Origin of the sequence: Microbacterium sp. UNCCL10 (assembly GCF_000746195.1) — a bacterium.
GTDB classification, from domain to species: domain Bacteria; phylum Actinomycetota; class Actinomycetes; order Actinomycetales; family Microbacteriaceae; genus Microbacterium; species Microbacterium saccharophilum.
The window spans coordinates 296,255-309,944 of the sequence record NZ_JQKT01000009.1; the positions used below are offsets into that span (position 1 = coordinate 296,255).

13 protein-coding genes and 2 pseudogenes are annotated in these 13,690 nt (G+C 65.4%); 1 reads left to right on the forward strand and 14 read right to left on the reverse strand.

The window, feature by feature from the left end; all coding sequences use genetic code 11:
- Positions 1 to 30 precede the first annotated feature (30 nt).
- The 10 genes and pseudogenes from BR85_RS11780 to BR85_RS11815 form a co-directional block, all read right to left on the reverse strand.
- A complete protein-coding gene (locus BR85_RS11780) occupies positions 31 to 1,020 on the reverse strand; it encodes a VOC family protein (protein ID WP_231478695.1) in 990 nt (329 codons plus the stop codon).
- Positions 914 to 2,626: an FAD-dependent oxidoreductase gene (locus BR85_RS11785; protein ID WP_081782772.1), complete on the reverse strand. Its 1,713-nt coding sequence runs from the start codon at positions 2,624 to 2,626 to the stop codon at positions 914 to 916. Before BR85_RS11785 ends, BR85_RS11780 begins: the two co-directional genes overlap by 107 nt.
- On the reverse strand, positions 2,623 to 4,044 hold the full coding sequence (locus tag BR85_RS11790; protein WP_028496716.1) for an FAD-dependent oxidoreductase: 1,422 nt from the start codon (positions 4,042 to 4,044) through the stop codon (positions 2,623 to 2,625). The genes BR85_RS11785 and BR85_RS11790 overlap by 4 nt, the downstream gene beginning before the upstream one ends.
- Positions 4,041 to 4,832, reverse strand: coding sequence for an SDR family NAD(P)-dependent oxidoreductase (locus BR85_RS11795; RefSeq protein WP_051526330.1), 792 nt, complete (start codon positions 4,830 to 4,832; stop codon positions 4,041 to 4,043). The genes BR85_RS11790 and BR85_RS11795 overlap by 4 nt, the downstream gene beginning before the upstream one ends.
- Entirely contained in the window at positions 4,829 to 5,566 is a 738-nt protein-coding gene (locus BR85_RS11800) for an ABC transporter ATP-binding protein (protein ID WP_028496718.1), read from the reverse strand. Before BR85_RS11800 ends, BR85_RS11795 begins: the two co-directional genes overlap by 4 nt.
- Positions 5,563 to 5,727: an ABC transporter ATP-binding protein C-terminal domain-containing protein gene (locus BR85_RS15870; RefSeq protein ID WP_424960592.1), complete on the reverse strand. Its 165-nt coding sequence runs from the start codon at positions 5,725 to 5,727 to the stop codon at positions 5,563 to 5,565. The genes BR85_RS11800 and BR85_RS15870 overlap by 4 nt, the downstream gene beginning before the upstream one ends.
- 111 nt (positions 5,728 to 5,838) lie before the next feature.
- A pseudogene (locus BR85_RS15875) lies at positions 5,839 to 6,459 on the reverse strand (ABC transporter ATP-binding protein); the annotation flags it as partial.
- Between the two features lie 48 nt (positions 6,460 to 6,507).
- Positions 6,508 to 7,383, reverse strand: a pseudogene (locus BR85_RS15880) (branched-chain amino acid ABC transporter permease); the annotation flags it as partial.
- Positions 7,384 to 7,385: 2 nt separating this feature from the next.
- Positions 7,386 to 8,249: a branched-chain amino acid ABC transporter permease gene (locus BR85_RS11810; RefSeq protein ID WP_197018623.1), complete on the reverse strand. Its 864-nt coding sequence runs from the start codon at positions 8,247 to 8,249 to the stop codon at positions 7,386 to 7,388.
- Positions 8,250 to 8,359: 110 nt separating this feature from the next.
- Positions 8,360 to 9,166: an SDR family NAD(P)-dependent oxidoreductase gene (locus tag BR85_RS11815; protein WP_028496721.1), complete on the reverse strand. Its 807-nt coding sequence runs from the start codon at positions 9,164 to 9,166 to the stop codon at positions 8,360 to 8,362.
- Positions 9,167 to 9,317: 151 nt separating this feature from the next.
- Between BR85_RS11815 and BR85_RS11820 the strand changes: the two genes are divergently transcribed.
- The gene (locus tag BR85_RS11820; protein ID WP_036272842.1) at positions 9,318 to 10,007 is read left to right on the forward strand and encodes a GntR family transcriptional regulator; all 690 of its coding nucleotides are present in this window, start codon (positions 9,318 to 9,320) and stop codon (positions 10,005 to 10,007) included.
- Positions 10,008 to 10,016: 9 nt separating this feature from the next.
- Here the strand turns inward: BR85_RS11820 and BR85_RS11825 are convergent, their stop codons facing one another.
- The 4 genes from BR85_RS11825 to BR85_RS11840 are packed head-to-tail and all read right to left on the reverse strand — an operon-like array spanning position 10,017 to position 13,665.
- Positions 10,017 to 10,895: a sugar phosphate isomerase/epimerase family protein gene (locus BR85_RS11825; protein ID WP_051526348.1), complete on the reverse strand. Its 879-nt coding sequence runs from the start codon at positions 10,893 to 10,895 to the stop codon at positions 10,017 to 10,019.
- On the reverse strand, positions 10,888 to 11,460 hold the full coding sequence (locus tag BR85_RS11830) for an EthD domain-containing protein (protein WP_166657810.1): 573 nt from the start codon (positions 11,458 to 11,460) through the stop codon (positions 10,888 to 10,890). Before BR85_RS11830 ends, BR85_RS11825 begins: the two co-directional genes overlap by 8 nt.
- A gap of 22 nt (positions 11,461 to 11,482) precedes the next feature.
- Positions 11,483 to 12,682: an ABC transporter substrate-binding protein gene (locus BR85_RS11835; RefSeq protein WP_028496723.1), complete on the reverse strand. Its 1,200-nt coding sequence runs from the start codon at positions 12,680 to 12,682 to the stop codon at positions 11,483 to 11,485.
- Positions 12,679 to 13,665, reverse strand: coding sequence for an alpha/beta hydrolase (locus tag BR85_RS11840; RefSeq protein ID WP_051526332.1), 987 nt, complete (start codon positions 13,663 to 13,665; stop codon positions 12,679 to 12,681). Before BR85_RS11840 ends, BR85_RS11835 begins: the two co-directional genes overlap by 4 nt.
- Positions 13,666 to 13,690: the final 25 nt, after the last annotated feature.

Here is a 13,690-nt window from a genome sequence, read left to right on the forward strand (position 1 = left end):
GTCGTCCTTCTTGCCTGGTGCAGGCGGTTCTCAGCGGTTCCGCGGCGCGGGGAACAGCCCATGGGTTCGGAAGTCCTGGCCGCGATATACGCCCCAACGGCTGAACCATCTGTTGTCGTCGCCGTTCCATACGACAGGCGGCCGATTGTCGTCATAGATCTGCTCGAGGTCGGCGTAGAGCTCGATCACTCCACCGGACGGCTCGACAAAGTACGCCGCGATGTTGTGACCGGCGCCGTGACGGACCGGGCCCCAGATCATCTGTCGCCGCAGCCGATCCAACCGGTCTCCGAGCTTCCCCAGGTCGACGATGCTCTGCGCCTGCCAGGCGTGGTGATGCATCGTGCCTCTTCCGGCGATGAGGGCGATGCCGTGGTGGTCGGCGTTGCACCGCAGGAAGTAGGCGAAGTCGTCTCCGATGACGTCGGAGATGCGGAAGTCGAGCACATCGGTCAGAAAGGTCTTGTACGCCTCGACATCCTGAGGATGGATGTTGATGTGACCGAAGCGGTCCGGACCGAATCCGAGCTGAGGGGCGTCCTGCCGGGCCATCCCGACGTAGACCTCGTAGATGAACCCTTCCGGTCCCTCGAACGCGAACCCTTCCTCGATTCCCTCCTCGAGAGGCGATTCACTGACCACTTCCCAGCCGCCGGCATCGATCCTTCGCCGCACCTCGGCCAACGCGCCGCGATCGGCGGCGACCAGTCCGATGTGGTCGATCCCGTCGTGCTCGCTCGCCTGATACATGAGCTCATGATGGACGTCGGCGGCAGCGAGGAAGACGGTGTGTTCATCGCGTCCCGTCTCGCGAAGTCCTAGCACTTGAGTGGCATCAAACACGGAGTCCTCGAGCCGGGTGGTCTGGATCGCTACATGACCCATTTCGGAGATCAGTCCCCAAGACACAATTTCATCCCTTCGTGATTGTCTTCGCGGGCCGCCCGGATTCTTCCGGGTCCCGATCCGTCGATTGCGCCGCCGGCTCGCTCCGGGAGGCGGTGCGCGTCCGCGCGGCATCGCGTCCGGCGAGGAAGCCGAACACCATGGCCGGACCGATGGTGCCGCCCGCGCCACCATATGCGAGCGCGGTGACGCCTGCCATCGCGTTTCCCGCCGCATAGAGCCCTTCGATGGGGTGTCCGTCCACGTGCAACACTTTGCCATTGGGGTCGGTGCGCGGTCCGCCTTTGGTGCCAAGAGCACCGACGGTGACCGGAACGGCGTAGAACGGCGGTGTGTCAATCGGCCCCAGCGTGCGCGCCGCCGGAGTCTCTCCGGCCCAGTCGCCCCACCAGCCGTCGTGCACGCTTTCCCCGCGATGGAAGTCGGGGTCGCGTCCTTCCGCCACGTTCGTATTCCAGCGCTGCACGGTCGACTTCAGTGTGCTGAGGCGAATGCCCGCCCGTTGGGCGAGTTCATCGAGCGAGTCGGACGCGTTGAACCAGTCGAGGGGCTCACCCCCGGGCGGTACTCCGAGGAATCCGTAGCGGCGCAGATGCACGTCGTCGATCACCAGCCACGCGGGGATATTGCGGTACGCGAATTCCGTGAGATCGAACTCGTGGAAGGCGGTGCCGAGCGAGTTGTAGTTCATCGCCTCGTTCGCGAAACGCTCCCCCCGGACGTTGACCATGATGCTGCGGGGGCGGGTGCGTTCGAGCCGGATGCTGCGACTTCGTTTGCGGCCGAGGAACTCGTCGTCGGGTACCTGGATGATTGGCACCCACCAGGCGTCGCCCATGGTGCCGAGATCTGCGCCCGCCGACATCGCCATGCGTAGTCCGTCGCCCGTGTTGAACGGCGGGGACACCGCGCCGTTCATCGGCCCCCGAAGGAATGTCTTGACGAAGTGGTCGTTCCACTCGAACCCACCGGTTGCGATGACCACGCCTTTTCGCGCCGTGACGCTGATCCGCGCGCCGTGCTGTTCGACAAGGACGCCGCCGACGCGACCGTCGGTCACGATCAATTCGTCGGCGGGCGAGTCGAGATGGGGGGTGATGCCGCGGTCGAGGAGGGCGCGCAGGAGTCCGCCGATCAGACCCGCGCCCATGAAGCGGCCATCGACCGCAGCCAACTCCTCGACGACGCGCTCGGATGTTTGCAGGCGCAACCGCTGCTGCGTCTCCACGTCGAATCCGAAGGTCATCGAGTCGACCGGGAACGCCGTGACCTTGTTCGCCCATGCGCCGAGTTCGGCGAACGCGAACGGGCGTGGGTTGAGAGATCTGCCGCCGTGCGGTCTGCCTCCCGGCTTCTCGGGATAGTAGTCGGGAAAGCCGTCCGCCACATCGAAGCGGACAGGGCTGTTGGCTTCCACGAAGTCGACCATCGGCTGGCCTTCGTCGACGAAGGTCGAGATGAGCTCGTCGTCCATCAGTCCGAGCGAGAGTGAACTGAGGTACCGCACGGCGTCCTCGCGAGTGAGCGGTCCGTGCGCATCGGGTTTGTCGTGAAGCGGCAGCCAGACGACTCCTCCCGAGACGGCAGTGGTGCCACCGACGGTTGGCGCTTTCTCGAAGATGCCGACCGATGCCCCGTGCGCACTTGCCGACAGTGCGGCGGTCAACCCCGCCGCACCGGTTCCCAGCACGACCACGTCGTAGGTCAGCGTGTCAGTCATGAGCGTCCCGACGCGGCGCTCCGGCCGGCGACACGTCCCATGGTGAGCGCGTTGGAAACGGAGTTGCCACCGCCGACGTAGCTCTCACCGAGCACCCCGCCGCCCGCCTCTCCCGCGGCGTATAGGCCGGGGATCACCTCCCCGAACCGGTCGCGGACAGCCGCTGACCCGTTGATAGCCAGACCGGTGTGGGTGCAGATCAGTTCGCTCGGCCGGATCTTGACGGCGTAGAAGGGCGGCTCGGCGATCCGGTCCGGCTCACCGGTCACCCCTTTTGCCTTCATCGTCGCCTCCCGCTGGTATTCGGAGTCGACGCCACCCATCGGCAGTTCGGAGTTCCATCGTTCCACCGTCTTGACCAGCGCCTTCTCGGGCACGTCGATGAGCCGCGCCAGCTCGCCCAGACTGTCCGCGCCGACGGCGGTGATTCCCTTCTCGGCTTCCCGCCGCACCACGTCCGGAGTCCACTCCAGGAACTCCCCGGTCGGCAACGATCGCAAACCCGCTTCGTCGAACACGGCCCAGCACCAGCCGCCGGCCCGGTCGAAGATCCCGGTCGACACGGAGTATGAGACATCTTCGTTGGTGAAGCGTCTCCCGTCGCGGCCGACGTAGATGCGCGATTTCGGGGGGAACCCGGCCTCCCAGTGATGGTGACGCTGGAAGTCGGCGGCCAGGAGTAGGAGACCGCGTCCGTGACCGCTGAGCGATGCGTCCACCTGTTCGGCGAATGCAATGTGGTCACCGCGGCTTCCGGGTGCCGCGACCCGGAAGAGGTTGGGCGACTCAAGAGCGCGAGGATAGTACTCCGCGAGCAGTTCGTCGCTGTGCGAGAAGCCGCCGCTGGCGACGACGACGGCATCCGCCCAGTGCTCCACGCCATCCACGAGCACACCTGTGACACGCCCCTCGGACATCAGCAATCTGTCCACATGTGCCTGCAGCGCGACGTGGACTCCTCGCTCGGAGATCGCGTTCTCGAGAACGCGAACCACGCCCTCCCCCTCGCCCGCCGGGACGTGGGCACGCCAGACATCACCGACACCCGCCTGGTTGAGCCCGGGCTCACGGGCGTTGTACGAGATGGCCGCAGGCACCTCCACACCCAGGCCCAGCAGCCACTCGAACGCGGGCGCGGCCTCCTGGCAGAACGTCGTGATCAGCGCGGGCTCCAGGCGCCACTGGTTCAGGTCCATGTAATGCTGGAAGAACCGCTCCGGGCTATCGTCGACCCCGAGTGCACGCTGGACGCTGGTCCCGCCGGCGCTGATGATTCCCGACGACAGTTTCGTCGAGCCGCCGACAGCATTCTCCGACTCGAACAACTGCACATCGGCGCCCTGCTCGGCCGCCATCGCTGCGGCCGACAAGCCGGCGCCGCCGCCGCCAACGACGATGACCTTCCGCTGTCCGCTCATGCCGAGGCCGAGAAGTTTCGCGAGCCGCCGTCGACGAAGATCGTCGACCCGGAAATGTAGCTGGCACTGTCGGACAGAAGGAACAGAACGGCGGCGAAGATGTCGTCCGTGGTGCCGATGCGTCCGAGGGGGACGGACGCGACCGCCTTCTCCAGCAAGCCTGGCTGATCGTGCAGCCACGCGGTCATCTCCGTGTCGATGAAACCCGGGGCGATGGCGTTGACACGCAACCCCGTGGTTCCCAGCTCGAGCGACAAGAACCGTGTCAGATGATCGACCGCGGCCTTCGAGGCGGAGTACACCGCTCGGGTGGGGCGCACGCGGAAGGCCGAGACGCTGGACATGTTCACGACCGAACCGCCTCTGTCGCCGATCGCCCGCGCGGCGGCCTGGGTTCCGAAGAGCACGCCGTCCACGTTCACAGCGAACGTCGAACGCATCTGCTCGGCGGGAATCTCCAGGACGGCGCCCTGGGGGAACACGCCCGCGTTGTTGATCCAGTAGTCCACTTGCCCGAAGCGTTCCAAGGCGATGTCGGCAAGCCGGGTGTGTTCGTCCGCGATGGTGACATCGATTTGAGCCGCCACCAGTGCTGCGTTGCCGTCGGTCTCGCGGTTGACGGCGTCGGCTGTCGCGCGCATGCCTTCGGCATTGATGTCGCCGCCGACCACATTGACACCACGAGAGACGAGCCCCTGGGCGAAACGAGCACCCATGCCTCGGGCCGCACCGGTGACGACGGCGACCTTGCCGGCCAGTTCAGGGTAGCTTGCGGATGGCTCTGTCATTCGTTGGTCTCCGTTTCCGATGTCGTTCCGAGGTAGCTCTCACGCAGGACGTCCCATGATGTGAGCGCTTTGACCTCGGTGTCGATGGTGATTCGGCCGTGATCGAGCACCGCTACGCGGTCCGCGATCGCGAGCGAGTTGTCGATCAGTTGCTCGACCAGCAGCACGCACAGGCCTTCGGTCTTCAGTGAGGTGATCTCGTTGAAGACCTCTTCGACGATCGATGGTGCCAGTCCCGCCGATGGTTCATCGAGCATGAGAACCTTCGGGTCCGCCATCAACGCCTGGGCGATGGCGAGCATCTGCTGCTGCCCACCGCTGAGCATCCCGGCCGCTTGATTGCGTTTCTCCTTGAGAATCGGGAACCGTTCGTAAGACCGCTCGATCCCGGCGTCGAGAAAGCCGGAACGTCCACGGTGGACGAATCCGCCGAGTCGGAGGTTCTCCTCCACGGTGCGCGCGCGGAACACGCGCTTGCCCTCCTGGACCATGCTCAGCCCGTTGGCAACCCTGCGCGCCGGTGGTCCGGTCTGCACTTCGCCGTGTATCGCCACCGTTCCCGCGTTCGTCGGTAGCAGCCCCGCGATCGCGGACAGCGTCGTGGTTTTGCCTGCACCGTTGCGTCCCAGCAGCGCCGTGATCTCACCGACGTTGCAGGAGAGGGAGAGACCGCGGACGACCCGCAATTCCCCGTAACCCGTCTCCAGATCGCGTACCTCCAGACCCACGGTCATTCCGCGCCTCCGTTCTGATGACGCTCGAGCTGTTCCCGGGCTGCCTTGCCGAGATAGCTCTCCACCACCTCGGGGTCGTTGCGCACCGCATGAGGCGGCCCGGACGCGATCATCCTGCCCAGGTGCAGCACATTCACCCGATCCGCGATGCTCATGACCATCTCGAAGTTGTGCTCGACGATCACGATCGTCGCACCGGCGTCCTTGAGGCGCAGGATGACCTCGCTGAGCGCGACGACCTCGCTCTCGTCCAGGCCGGACGCCGGCTCGTCGAGAAGGACCACCGCCGGATCGCCTGCCAGTGCTCGCGCCACCTCGAGGATTCTCCGCGTCCCCAGCGGAAGCTCCGACGCCGGGCGATCCGCGAGCTCGACGATTCCCATTGTCGCGAGCAGGCGCAGCGCTTCCTCGCGGTCCCGGCGCGCGGCATGACGCCCACTCGGCAACCGGAGCATGGCCGCGGCGACGCTATTTCGCGCGCGAGTGTAGCGTGCGCTCGCGACAACCTCCGCGGCCGTCATGCTCTTGGGCACCAGAGGCGTCTGGAAGGTGCGCGATACTCCCGCGCTCGCGATCCTGTGCGGCTTGAGACCGATCATGTCGGTCTCTCCGACGCGGACGGTGCCACCGTCGGGCTTGTAGAACCCCGAGATGATGTTGAGCAGAGTGGTCTTGCCCGAGCCGTTCGGGCCGATGAGGGCAGTCACCTCGCCGGGATTCGCGGTGAGGTCCACGCCCGCTAGAGCGCGATTGCCGCCAAACGACTTCTCGATGCCTGAGGCTGCGAGCGGGGCGCCGTCGATCCTCACGACCGCCGCAGGAGCGCTCATCGCCGCGCGGACATCGGGCAGCAATTCGTCCTTCACCAGGAATCTTCGTACCGCTTTGCGCATGATGCCAGCGATGCCGCCGGTAAAGAACAGTCCCCCGACGACCAGGAGCAGTCCGAAGAAGATCAGCGAGTACTGCTGGAAGCCCGCGGTGCGCAACGGACCGATCACGAGGATGGCCGCCCCAATGACCGCCCCGTAGATGCTCTCACTGCCGCCGATGATCGAGGCGGCGAGAATGGCCACGGCCATCTGGAACCCGAAGGAGAGCGGCGAGATGTAACCGTCCTGGTAGGCGAACAGCGCCCCGGCTGCGCCCGCTGGGGTGGCGCCGATGACGTAAGCAGTCAGCTTCAGTCGTGGTACCGAGTATCCGAGCGACCGGGCAAGGACCGGCGACTCGCGCATCACCTTGAGTGCCGCGCCGTGCCGTGAGACCGCGTAGTTGCGCAGAAGCGCGAAGAAGATGATCGCGACGGCGATGACGACCATGAAATAGGTGTCGCTGCTGAGCTGCACGCCGAACACCGAAGGAAGGGGGATGCCAGGAAGTCCGACGGCACCGCCGGTGGCTGCGGGGAAGAGGTTCACCACGTCCGGGATCAGCAGCACGAGAAAGAACGTCACCATGCCGAGCGACCAGCTGCCCAGCCGGATCCCGGGAATTCCGGTGAGAAGGCCGACCGCCGCTCCGGCGAACAGCGCCACGACGAAAGTTACGGGAAGGTCCAGACCGTCGACGGCGAGGATGCCGGCGGCATAGGCGCCGACGGCATAGATGGCTGACTGACCGAGTGCGAGTTCGCCGGCATACCCGAAGGTCATGTTGAGCCCGACCACGAGCATGGACATGAGCGCGACGCTGATGATCATGCGCAGGAAGCCGGCATCGCCGACGTAGAGCGGCATCAGCATCACCGCCACTCCGAAAGCTAACGGAATCAGCCAGAATGGCCCGCGCTGGAACGCGGTCTGAGAGATGCGCATTTTCACACCACCCGTTCGTTGCGTCGGCCGAAGATTCCCTGCGGCAAGACGAGTAGGACGACCAGCAGGAGCGCAAACACGGTGATGTTCTGCCACTCGGTACCGAGGTAGCGTGCGCCGAACATCTCCAGCAGGCCGACGACGAATCCGCCGATCAGCGCCCCCCGGTAGCTTCCGAATCCGCCGATCGCGAGGGCCACAAACGCCTTGACAGCCAGCAAATCGCCGAGGTGGTAATGCACCAGCGTCTTGGATGCGACCAATGGCCCGACAGCGGCGACGAGGGCCCCAGCTATCACGAAGGCGATAAGCGCGAGCCGTTTGACGTTGATTCCGCGCAGCATCCCGGCGTCGCGGTCCTCCGACGTCGCTAGGCTCGCCAGGCCGATCATCGACTTGCGGGTGACAAGGCCCACGATGCCGGCGAGCAGGATCGCGACGAGGATAAGCAGCAGGTCCACCATGACCACTCGGCCGCCGAGGAATGAGAATGCGGTCTCGTCGAAGAATATGAGCTTCTGCGGATCCGATCCGAAGATCGCCAGCGCCGCCCCCGACATGAGTACGCCGACGCCCAGTGTGGTGACCAGCTCGTTGTGGGCACCGCGACCGGCAAGACGGCGAATCGCCAGGATTTCCTCCAACGCCCCGATGATCCCGCCGCTTGCCGCGCACAGCAGGATCGCAGCCCAGAGGGGCAGATCGAACTGGCGAGCGGCCACCAGGGCGACGAAGGCGCCGACCATGAGGAACTGTGCCTGGGCGAAGTTGAAGACGCGGGACGAGATGAAGACGATGTTGTAGCCGATCGCCACCATCGTGTAGACGGCTCCGATCGACAAACCCGCGAGGATGGTCGTCATCATGTTGAACACTCCTGTGACCAGATGAGTGAATCCACGGTGATCCTTTCCAGATCCTCGGCGCTGAGGGCTCTTCTAAACCGGCTAGTACACAAGTCTACACAGAATGCACTTTACCGTGCACTATCTACACGCGGTGCTTCATACACACCGGTGCTCAGGGCGATCGATCGAAGAGCTGCGCCCGCGCTGAAGCCGCCGTCAATGGGGATATCTGCGCCTGTGACGTATGACGCCTCGTCCGACGCCAGAAACAGCACCAAGGTTGCGATCTCCTCCGCACTGGCCGGCCGTCCGAGCGGGGTGAGACCCGTGACAAGGCGGTTATGCTCCGCCATCGTCACCATTGGCGTCTCGACGAGACCAGGATGGATGGCGTTGACGCGAATCCCCCAGCTCGCGAACTCTATCGCCGCTCCCTGCGACAGCCCTCGCAACGCCCACTTGCTCGCCGAGTATGACGCTGCAGGATAGCCGCTGAGCGCGGCGATCGAGCACACGTTCACGATTGAGCCGCTGCGAGATCGCTGCATGATGGGAGCGATAGCCCGGATGCCGTGAAACGCTCCGGTCACGTTGACGTTGAAAACCTGTTGCCACACCTCGTCGCGGGTTTCGAGGATGGACCCCCGGCCGACGATGCCGGCGTTGTTGACAAGGACATCGATTCTGCCGTGCCGTGCATCGATCCGCGAACTGACGGCCGCCCATTGTGGCGAGTCCGTCACATCGAGATGGACGTACTCGGCGTGCAGCCCCTTTTCACGTAGGCCTGCCGCGAGCGCATCACCGTCGGCATCGAGCACATCGGCGAGGTAGACGTGGGCGCCGTGTGCGGCGAACAACTCGGCTTCCGCGGCCCCCTGGCCGCGTGCGGCGCCGGTCACGAGACACACCTTGCCTTCGAGTCGTCCGGTCACTGTCCGTGCCCCTCCACGTCATTGCGCAGCGTACGAATTGTACACTTGCGATCATATTATGCACTATTCTCGCGCCGACGCATCCCTTCTTTCACAGACTCTGCGTGTCCGCTTCTCGAATGCATTTCGTTGAAGGTGCTATATTTCCGACATGGACGTGCTTACCTCTCGTGGGAAACGGATTCATGATGTTGTTCGCGCGGACATACTCGGCGGGAAGTGGATGCCCGGTGAGCGGCTGCAACCGGCGGTGCTGGCCACCAGCTATCAGACCAGCACCACCGTGGTGCGGGAGGCGCTGACCCGGTTGGCTGGGGAGAACTTCATCGACATCCAGCCCAACCGCGGCTTCTTCGTCCCGCGCCTGTCGCTTGACGTTCTGCGGGATCTCACGGAGGTCCGTTGTCGTACGGAGAGCCTCGCAATCGAGCTTGCCGTCGACCGCGGGGACCTCGCCTGGGAAGCGGAGCTGACCGCCGCGCATCACACTCTCGCGCGCACGCCGCGGCGCGGCGCCCACGACCCGCAGCATGTTTCCGAGACCTGGGCAGAGGTTCACCGCGCGTTCCATATGAAGCTGATTGATGCCTGCGATGTGCCTGTACTCATCGACTTCTCGCGCCGCCTGGCCGATGCGACCGAGCTCTACCGACGGTGGGCGGCCCCGTCGACTGCGGCCACAACGCGTAGCGCTGAAGAAGAGCACGCCGCAATACTCGCTGCGACGCTGAGCAGAGACGCTCAGCTCGCCTCCGAGCTCCTTCGTCAGCACTACGAGCGCACCGTTCAAGTCGTCCTCGAGAGTGGGCTGGTGGAGGGAATTGAGTCGGCGAAGGTGTGAGTTCCGAGATCATTCAGGCAACGGAATCGACGAACGAAATGCCGCCACACAGCGCCGGACGACGTTGAAGCTGGGCATTTCCCACAGCGGTTGGTTGAAGATCTCGACTTCCACGTCGCCGTCATAGCCTGTCTGCACGATCGCCCGCGTGAGGGGCGCGAAGTCTATGTGCCCGTCGCCCATCACTCCTCGGCCGAGCAGCACATCGGCGGGCAGAGGCGTCATCCAATCGCTCACCTGAAACCCAGCGATTCGTGCCGAGGCACCTGCGCGGGCGATCTGCTCCAGGATCGAGGGATCCCACCAGGTGTGGAACGTGTCGATCATCACCCCGACATGCGGGCCGAACTGCTCCGCCATATCCAGCGCTTCGGCCAGGGTGGAGATGACTCCACGGTCGGCGGCGTACATCGGGTGCAGCGCTTCGATCGCTAACGTCACGCCGGCATCTGCCGCGGTGCTCTCGACGCAGGCGATGGCCTCACGTGTGCGCTCGCGCGCTGCGGCAAGGTCGCGTGAGCCGGGCGGGAGGCCGCCTGCGACGATGACCAGGACGGCCCGAGATCCGGGCGCGCCGGCCGCGGCGAGGTCGGCGGTCTCCTCGATCGCTCTCTGGCAGTCCTCGATTGCCGCCGACCAGGATGCCGTCTCTGGTGACGTGACGTAACCCGCGCGGCAGATGCTCGACAACCGCAACCCGGAAGAGGATAGGCGCCTGGTGGCGTCTCTGAGTCCCCTCTCGGCCACCTGTTCACGCCAGAGGCCGATGCTTGCCACGCCGCACCGCTGCGTCACGTCCAGCGCTTCTTGCAGGTTTGTCCGACGAATCGTCGCGTGGTTGATCGACATCCGTGGGTGAGCGCGCGGCCGCACGCCGGTCTCAGTCATCGAGAGCGCCATCCGTCGCGGTGAAGAACACGAACTCACGAGCTGGCAGTATCGTCGCGTCTGGGTCGGCACGGCGCAGTCGGGCAGCGTCCCGCGCGCGCTCTGTCGTCGACGGATACCAGGCCTCCGCGATCTGCGGCCCGGGCAGGGATGCGATCGGCGTGGACAGCCGCAGCCCGGCCGTGTTGTCCAACACGGGCAACGTCCGCGACGCGATGACAATCAGCTTCGCGGCGTCCGGCGGTTCGTGCCGCACCAGTCGCCGGACGGCGAGGATGAACGATGACGTCGCCATGTCGAGGAACGTCCGTTCGTCGGCGCGTGCGTATCTGTAGTCGGGCTCGCGGAAGAAGCTCTCCCCCAGGTAGTCCTCGCGAGGCGTCTGGACCGTGACGGAAATCCCGTCGAGGGCGGCGTCGGCGTCCGGGTGGTTCTGTGAGTAGGCCGCCGTCCATCGCCGGAAGCCCGGTAGCCCGCTGACGAGGGGACCGTGGACATTCGCCCAATGCGATGAGAACTCCCGCGAGGACATGCCCGGCCGGCGACGCAGCAGCCCGAATCGCACCACCTCCTCCGTTGCGGGCATGTCAGTTCGCCGGCTGTAGAGTTCCGCGGTCTGTCGGGCCGGCAGGCAGGTAGATGAAGGCCTCGTCCGCCTCAAGGTTGAGGAAGTGATCGTCCGGGGTGTACCGCATGGTCGGGAAGGTGAGGAACGGCGATTCCCCGTCGACGGGCTGGAGCGACTCCATCGCAGCAGTCACCGCTTCGGCATCGGTGGTGCCGGCCTGCTCGACCGCAGCCTTGTAGAGATGCAGCGCGTCCCAGGGATATGTGTACAGCTGCATCGACTGGTCGAAAGCCGAGCCCTGCTCGTCCAACGACGATACGAGAGTCTCGAACGCCGCGGAGTCACCCGTCGTCCGTTCCGCGGTGTTGATGGGGTGAATGATCAGTTCCAGGTTGACCCAATCGCGTGGATCGCTCACCAGGCCGAGATTCACGCCGTTGCCGATGCTGTTGGTCGCGCGCGTGGGAATGTCCCAGCCGAGTTTCGTACGGCTCTTCAGCACGTATCCGCCGGGGGCACCGTATCCTTCGACGAACAGCACCTCCGGGTTGGTGGCCTGCAGCCGCTGCAGTTGAGCGACCATGTCGATGTCCTGCGGCGTGTAGTCCTCGTATGCGTACTCGATGCCCGCGGCGTCGAACGCCGCCATATACGAGGTCGCCGCGTTCTGCCCGTTGGCATCGGAGTTGGTAATCAGGGCGACCCGACGCACACCCTCCTCGACCAGGCGCGCGACGGCCGCTTCAGCGTCCAGTTTCGCCTTCGCCTGCGTCGCGAACGCGTAGGGGTACATTGCCGGATCGTTGATGGCGTCATTGGAGGGTGTGCCCATGGAGAACACGCCGTTCCGAGTCAGGGCCGGGAGGATCGCGAGTGCGACGTTGCTGGAGACACCGTGCCAGACGAAGTCGGGTTTGCGTGTGTCGAGCTGCTCCTGCAGGAGAGTCAGCGCCTTGGTCGCATCGAGCTCATCGTTGACCACCTTCAACTCGAGCTGCCGGCCCTCAATGCCGCCCTGAGCGTTGATACTGTCGACGGCTGCGGTGAGACCTTCCACCTGTGCCTGCGAGGATCCGGCAAGTACTCCGGTCAGCGAGACATCCGCGTAGACCAGCAGCGTCTCCTGATCGGTCGCCTCGCCGGCCGGCCCTGCACAGCCCGCCAGTGCAAGGGCGAGCGCACCTGCAACGATGCCGGTGAGTTTGCGTGTGAGCGTCATTCTGTCTTCTTTCCTGCCGTCGGTCGTCCGTCTGATGCGCGCCGGAGTCGATCATGGCCGGCCGCACCCCAGCGATCTATGAGGTAGACCGCCATCTCGGCGAGTGCGCTCCGGGCGTCGGGGGTGATGTCGGTCATGGCGACAAACCCGTGAAGCTGTCCGCGGTACCGGGAGATCTGCACAGGCACGCCCGACTCCTTGAGGAGCCGCCCGTAGGCCTCGCCCTCGTCACGGAGCGGGTCGAGTTCCGCGGTGATGATCAGTGCGGGCGCGAGCCCGTGGGCGGTGTCCAGGTGGAGCGGCGACACCTCGGGATCGCGTCGCTGAGATGCGGGATTCGCATAGGCGCGCCAGAAGAACCGCAGTTGGGATGCGGTCAACGTATAGCCGGTCGCGTAGTCCCGGAACGACGCCGACTCCGACGCACCGTCGGTGACGGGGTACATCAGCAGTTGCGCGCGCAGCGGGATCCCCGCGTCTCGGGCTCGGATAGCGAGTGCGGCGGCGAGGTTTCCTCCTGCGCTGCTGCCGGCCACCGCCAGGCAGTCGGGGTCGCCGCCCCACGACGGCGCTGTGTCGTGGGCCCAGGTGAGGATCGACCAGCAGTCGTCCAGGGCGGCGGGATAGGGATGCTCCGGGGCCAGCCGATAGTCGACGCTGACGACCGCGCATGATGCGTCTGCCGCGAGCGCACGGCAGATCTCGTCGTTGAGGTCGAGATCGCCGCCGATCCATCCGCCGCCGTGTGCGTAGATGAGGACGGGCAGCGTTTCACGCACGTCGCTTTCCACGGGACGGTAGAGGCGGGCGGGTACGCCGCCCGGAGCGATCTCCTCGATCCGGGCGGGGGTTTGCAGCTTCGCAGCCGGGCGTCGCATGCCGTGGCGTAGCGCTTGCACAATCGCGCGCAGACCGTCCTCGTCGAGGCGGTCGATGTCGACGCCCGCGGTGATGTCACGCTGAGCGGTGATGAGCGGCCGCATCTCGGGTCGGATGGAGCCGTCCTCC

Excerpts from the sequence above, each read along its gene's own strand:
- BR85_RS11835 (WP_028496723.1), bottom strand. The coding sequence starts at position 12,682 with ATGACGCTCACACGCAAACTCACCGGCATCGTTGCAGGTGCGCTCGCC.
- BR85_RS15870 (WP_424960592.1), bottom strand. The coding sequence starts at position 5,727 with ATGGTCATGAGCATCGCGGATCGGGTGAATGTGCTGCACCTGGGCAGG.
- BR85_RS11790 (WP_028496716.1), bottom strand. The coding sequence starts at position 4,044 with ATGAGCGGACAGCGGAAGGTCATCGTCGTTGGCGGCGGCGGCGCCGGC.
- BR85_RS11795 (WP_051526330.1), bottom strand. The coding sequence starts at position 4,832 with ATGACAGAGCCATCCGCAAGCTACCCTGAACTGGCCGGCAAGGTCGCC.
- BR85_RS11825 (WP_051526348.1), bottom strand. The coding sequence starts at position 10,895 with ATGACTGAGACCGGCGTGCGGCCGCGCGCTCACCCACGGATGTCGATC.
- BR85_RS11800 (WP_028496718.1), bottom strand. The coding sequence starts at position 5,566 with ATGACCGTGGGTCTGGAGGTACGCGATCTGGAGACGGGTTACGGGGAA.
- BR85_RS11820 (WP_036272842.1), top strand. The coding sequence starts at position 9,318 with ATGGACGTGCTTACCTCTCGTGGGAAACGGATTCATGATGTTGTTCGC.
- BR85_RS11785 (WP_081782772.1), bottom strand. The coding sequence starts at position 2,626 with ATGACTGACACGCTGACCTACGACGTGGTCGTGCTGGGAACCGGTGCG.
- BR85_RS11780 (WP_231478695.1), bottom strand. The coding sequence starts at position 1,020 with ATGCCGCGCGGACGCGCACCGCCTCCCGGAGCGAGCCGGCGGCGCAAT.
- BR85_RS11810 (WP_197018623.1), bottom strand. The coding sequence starts at position 8,249 with ATGATGACGACCATCCTCGCGGGTTTGTCGATCGGAGCCGTCTACACG.
- BR85_RS11840 (WP_051526332.1), bottom strand. The coding sequence starts at position 13,665 with ATGCGGCCGCTCATCACCGCTCAGCGTGACATCACCGCGGGCGTCGAC.